6 protein-coding genes are annotated in these 4,424 nt (G+C 73.8%); 4 read left to right on the top strand and 2 right to left on the bottom strand.

Translation table 11 applies throughout. The features are described from left to right. Positions 1–491: hypothetical protein (locus B8460_RS14585; RefSeq protein WP_456303906.1), on the bottom strand; the 491-nt coding region annotated here is incomplete at its 3' end. Between the two features lie 126 nt (positions 492–617). On the opposite strand from B8460_RS14585, the gene dapD reads away from it, so the two are divergent. The 4 genes from dapD to B8460_RS14565 are packed head-to-tail and all read left to right on the top strand — an operon-like array spanning position 618 to position 3,809. Continuing rightward, positions 618–1,460 carry a 2,3,4,5-tetrahydropyridine-2,6-dicarboxylate N-succinyltransferase gene (gene dapD / locus B8460_RS14580; RefSeq protein WP_048862343.1) on the top strand — a complete coding sequence of 281 codons (843 nt, stop codon included), beginning with the start codon at positions 618–620 and terminating at the stop codon, positions 1,458–1,460. Positions 1,461–1,465: 5 nt separating this feature from the next. After that, positions 1,466–2,581, top strand: coding sequence for a succinyl-diaminopimelate desuccinylase (dapE, locus tag B8460_RS14575; RefSeq protein WP_084623684.1), 1,116 nt, complete (start codon positions 1,466–1,468; stop codon positions 2,579–2,581). A 7-nt stretch (positions 2,582–2,588) separates the two neighbouring features. Beyond that, positions 2,589–3,209 carry a hypothetical protein gene (locus tag B8460_RS14570; protein WP_048862341.1) on the top strand — a complete coding sequence of 207 codons (621 nt, stop codon included), beginning with the start codon at positions 2,589–2,591 and terminating at the stop codon, positions 3,207–3,209. 18 nt (positions 3,210–3,227) lie between these two features. Beyond that, the gene (locus B8460_RS14565) at positions 3,228–3,809 is read left to right on the top strand and encodes a hypothetical protein (protein WP_048862340.1); all 582 of its coding nucleotides are present in this window, start codon (positions 3,228–3,230) and stop codon (positions 3,807–3,809) included. On the opposite strand, the gene B8460_RS14560 is transcribed toward B8460_RS14565, so the two are convergent. Continuing rightward, positions 3,804–4,424: tRNA pseudouridine synthase A (locus tag B8460_RS14560; RefSeq protein WP_048862339.1), on the bottom strand; the 621-nt coding region annotated here is incomplete at its 5' end. The genes B8460_RS14565 and B8460_RS14560 overlap by 6 nt on opposite strands.

Below are 4,424 nucleotides of genomic sequence, written 5' to 3'. Positions count from 1 at the left end.
GGCAGGAGCGGACCGCCGGCTCCGGCGCCGAGCCGCCGGCAGATTGCCTCCAGCGCCTCGGCCCGGCGCAGCCGTCGCATCTCCGGCCGGTCGGCGGCGACTTCCCAGCCGAAGCCGCGCGCGCCGACGATCTGTCCCGCGGCGTCGTGCACCGGCATCGCGGTTACGGCCAGACAGCGCAGGCCGCCGCCGCCATGGCGCAGCCAGACCGGCTGGCGCCGCCACATCCGGTCGGGGCGGAACGGGTCGGCGACGGCATCCCCGCCGCCAGTCGCGAGCAGGCGTGCCCCCGGCTGGCCGATCAGGTCCGCGGCGTCCCATCCCAGCGTCGCCCCGGGCGCGAGCCATGTCAGGCGGCCCCAGGCATCGGTCTCGAACGCAAGGTCGGCCGCGGCGAACGCCATCGCGGTCCAGGATGGCGCCTCAAGCGGCGGGACGGCGACGGGGTCGGCGTGCGGGGGCGCGGGGCGCAGGGTCGGGATCGTTTCCATGCGCGCCATGCGAGCACGCCCGCGTAAAGGCGCGGTTAGCGGCGCGTTGACACGCCCTTGTGCGCTGCGCACTGTCCGGCCGCGCCCGCGGGCGCGATCCAGCAGCGGCGGCGGAGAACGGCACACGTGCAATCGATCGAGGAGCTACGCGGCAGCATCGAGGCGCTCTGGGACGGGCGTGACAAGCTGACGCCGGCGGCCGGGGCGGAGGCGCGCGCGCCGGTGGATGCCGCGCTCGACGCGCTCGACGCCGGGCGGCTGCGCGTCGCCGAGCCGGGGCCGTCGGGCTGGATCGTCCACGAATGGCTGAAAAAAGCGGTGCTGCTGTCTTTCCGGCTTTATGACAGCGCCCCGATGCCGGGCGCGGCCGGCGCCCCGGTGTTCGACAAGGTGGCGATGAAGACCGCGGGCTGGGACGCCTCCCGCTTTGCCGAGGCCGGGTTCCGCGCCGTGCCGGGCGCCGTCGTGCGCCGGTCGGCCTACGTGGCGCCGGGCGTGGTGCTGATGCCCTGCTTCGTCAACGTGGGCGCGCATGTCGGGCGCGGCACGATGATCGACACCTGGTCCACCGTCGGCTCCTGCGCGCAGGTCGGCGCCAACTGCCACATCAGCGGCGGCGTCGGCCTCGGCGGCGTGCTGGAGCCGCTGCAGGCGAGCCCCGTCATCATCGAGGACGACTGCTTCATCGGCGCGCGCTCCGAGGTTGCCGAGGGCGTGATCGTCGAACGCGGCAGCGTGCTCGCCATGGGCGTCTTCCTCGGTGCATCGACCAAGATCATCGACCGCGAGACGGGCGAGATTCATGTCGGCCGCGTGCCGGCCTATTCGGTCGTCGTGCCCGGCAGCCTGCCGGGGAAGAAGCTGCCGGGCGACGCGCCGTCGCCCTCGCTCGCCTGCGCCGTCATCGTCAAGCGGGTGGACGAGCGCACGCGCGCCAAGACCTCCGTCAACGAGCTGTTGCGCGACTGAGCGGCGTGCGCGACCCGCTGCCGCTCGCGCAGGCGCTGCTGCGCTGCCCCTCGGTCACGCCCGAGGACGCGGGCGCGCAGGACGTGCTTGCCGACGCGCTCGGGGCGCTGGGCTTCGCCGTGACCCGGCTGCCGTTCGGCGGGATCGCCAATCTCTGGGCGACGATCGGCGAGGACGGGCCGCATCTGTGCTTCGCGGGCCATACCGACGTGGTGCCGCCGGGCGAGGGCTGGCGGCACGATCCCTTTGCCGGCACGGTCGCGGACGGGCTGCTGTATGGCCGCGGCGCGTGTGACATGAAGGGGGCGATCGCCGCCTGGGTCGCCGCCTGCGCCGCCCATCTGGATGCCGGACGCCCGCGCGGGCGGCTGTCGCTGCTGATCACCGGCGACGAGGAAGGTGTCGCGACCGACGGCACCACCCGCGTCGTGGACTGGCTTGCCGCGCGGGGCGAGGTGCCGGATTTCTGCCTGGTGGGCGAGCCCACCAACCCGCGGCGCCTGGGCGAAGTCATCAAGATCGGCCGGCGCGGCAGCCTCAACGCCCGCATCACCGTGCACGGCACGCAGGGCCACGCCGCCTATCCCCACCTCGCCGACAATCCGGTGCACCGGATTGTCGCCGCCCTCGCGGACCTCATCGCCACGCCGCTCGATCAGGGCACCGAATGGTTCGAGCCGTCGTCGCTGCAGGTCGTGAGCATCGACGTGGGCAATCCCGCGACCAACGTGATCCCCGCCGCCGCGCGCGCCGCGCTCAACATCCGGTTCAACGACCGCCACACCGGCGCCGGGCTGAGCGCGTGGCTGCGCGAGGTGATCGGCCGCCACGCGCCGCGCGCCGATGTCGAGATCGCGATCAGCGGCGAAAGCTTCCTCACCGCGCCTGGGCCGGCGGTCGCACGGCTGCGCGCGGCGATCGGGCAGGCGACGGGGATCGAGCCGCGCCTCGACACCGGGGGCGGCACGTCCGACGCGCGCTTCATCGCGCGCCTGTGTCCGGTGGCGGAGTTCGGGCTGGTCGGGCAGACCATGCACAAGGCCGACGAGGCGGTGCCGGTCGCCGAATTGCGCGCCCTCGCGGACGCCTATCGCGCCGTCATCGCGGCCTTCCTGTCGTGAGCGCGGCATGAGCGGCCCGGTCGCGCCGCCGCGCCGGAACGTGCTGCGCGGCATCGTGCTGTGCGCGATCGGCCGGCGCGAGGGGCTGGAGTGGTTCGGCGACACCCGCCACGCCTTCATCTCCTCGCTGCTGCCGCTGCTGCTGTTCCCGCTCCTGCGCGCCGTGCTGCTGCCGCCCGGCCAGTCGGAGGTGCCGCGCGGGACGCTGCTGCTCGCGACCATCACCGTGGTTCTGGCGAGCGCGGTGCTGTCGCACCTGATGGCGACGTGGTTCCGGCGCGAGCCGCTGTGGCTGCGCTATGCGACGGCGGTGAACTGGACCACCTGGGTGCTCCAACTCGCGGTCCTGCTCGCTATCGTGGCGACCGCCGGTCTCGCCTCGGCCGGGCTGCCGCCGACGGTGGCGCTGATCGCCTGCTTCGCCGCCGTCGGCCTGTACGGGCTGTGGCTGCAATGGTTCCTGGCCCGGCACGGGCTACGGCTCGGGCCGGGGCGGGCGTTGCTGGTGGTGCTGGCGGTCAATGCGGGCGCTGCCGCCCTTGTCGCGGTGCCGGAAGTGGCGTTGCGCGAGGCGATGCTGCTGAACGGGCCCGCACCGGTGCCGGCCAGCGGGCCGTTCAAGACATGAACCGGCGGGGATGAGCCGATGATCGCTGCGCTGTCCAACGGCCTGCAGGCCGCCTTCCTGTTCGTTCGCGGCCGGCCGGAGGGGCTGCGCTACCTGCAGGGCGACATGCAGGGCGCCGCCCGCAGCTTCTGGGCGATCGCCCTCTGCCTGCCGGCGGATCTGTGCGTGCAGTTGATCTCCTGGGCGACCGACGCCACGCCCGAACGCCTCGTGCTGCCCCCGCACGGCGCGCATGCGCTGGCGCTGGAGGTGCTGCTGTTCGTGGTGCCGTGGCTCGCCTACGCGGTGTGCTCGCACGCCATCGCCGGGCTGATCGGGCGCGCGGAGGAGTGGCCGCGCTACATCGCCGTCTGGAACTGGTGCAGCGTCGCGCAGATGCTGCTGCTGGTGCTCGCGTCCCTGACGACCTTGGCGGAGGAGCCGCCCTGGCTCGGCGAGACGGCGCAGCTTGTCGTGTTCGGCTGGTCGCTGTGGCTGGAATGGTTCGCCGCCCGTGTGGCGCTGCGCGTCGGGGCGGTGGCGGCGATCGGTCTGGTCGCCCTCGACGTCTTCATCTGGTTCGTCGTCAGCAGCGCCGCCGCCCCCTTCCTCCCGTCATAACGGCGTCGGGAGCGGCGAAGGCTCCTCGTAGGCGACCCCTGTCAGGCACAGCCCGTCCGGCGGCGCCGTCGGGCCGGCGGCGGCGCGGGAGCGGGCGGCCAGGGCGTCGGCCACGCGGGATGCCGGCCAGCTGCCGTCGCCCACCAGCCGCAGCGTGCCGACCATGTTGCGCACCTGATGGTGCAGGAAGCTTCTGGCCTCGGCCACGATCGTGATGCGCGTGCCGTGGCGCGTGACCTCCAGCCGGTCGAGGGTCCGCAGCGGCGATTTCGCCTGACAGGCGGCGGCGCGGAAGGACGAGAAATCGTGCCGGCCGAGCAGATGCGCCGCCGCCCGGCCCATCGCCTCGGCATCAAGGGGCACGGCGACATGCCAGACACGCCCGGCGTCGAGCGCGGGGCGGGGGCGGCGGTTGAGGATGACATAGCGGTAGCGGCGGCGGACCGCCGAGAAGCGCGCATTCCAGCCCGCCGGCGCCGGCGCCGCCGCCAGCACCACCACCGGCAGCGGCTTCATGTGGAAGTTCAGGGCATTGACCACCGCGCGGGCGTCGTGCCGGTCGGGCAGGGCGAGCTGCGCCACCTGCCCCTCGGCATGCACGCCGGCATCGGTGCG

The sequence above is a fragment of the Acidisphaera rubrifaciens HS-AP3 genome, from assembly GCF_000964365.1.
GTDB classification, from domain to species: Bacteria; Pseudomonadota; Alphaproteobacteria; order Acetobacterales; family Acetobacteraceae; genus Acidisphaera; species Acidisphaera rubrifaciens.
Note: the sequence above shows the minus strand (reverse complement) of the source record. Positions and strands in the feature narration are given on the sequence as shown.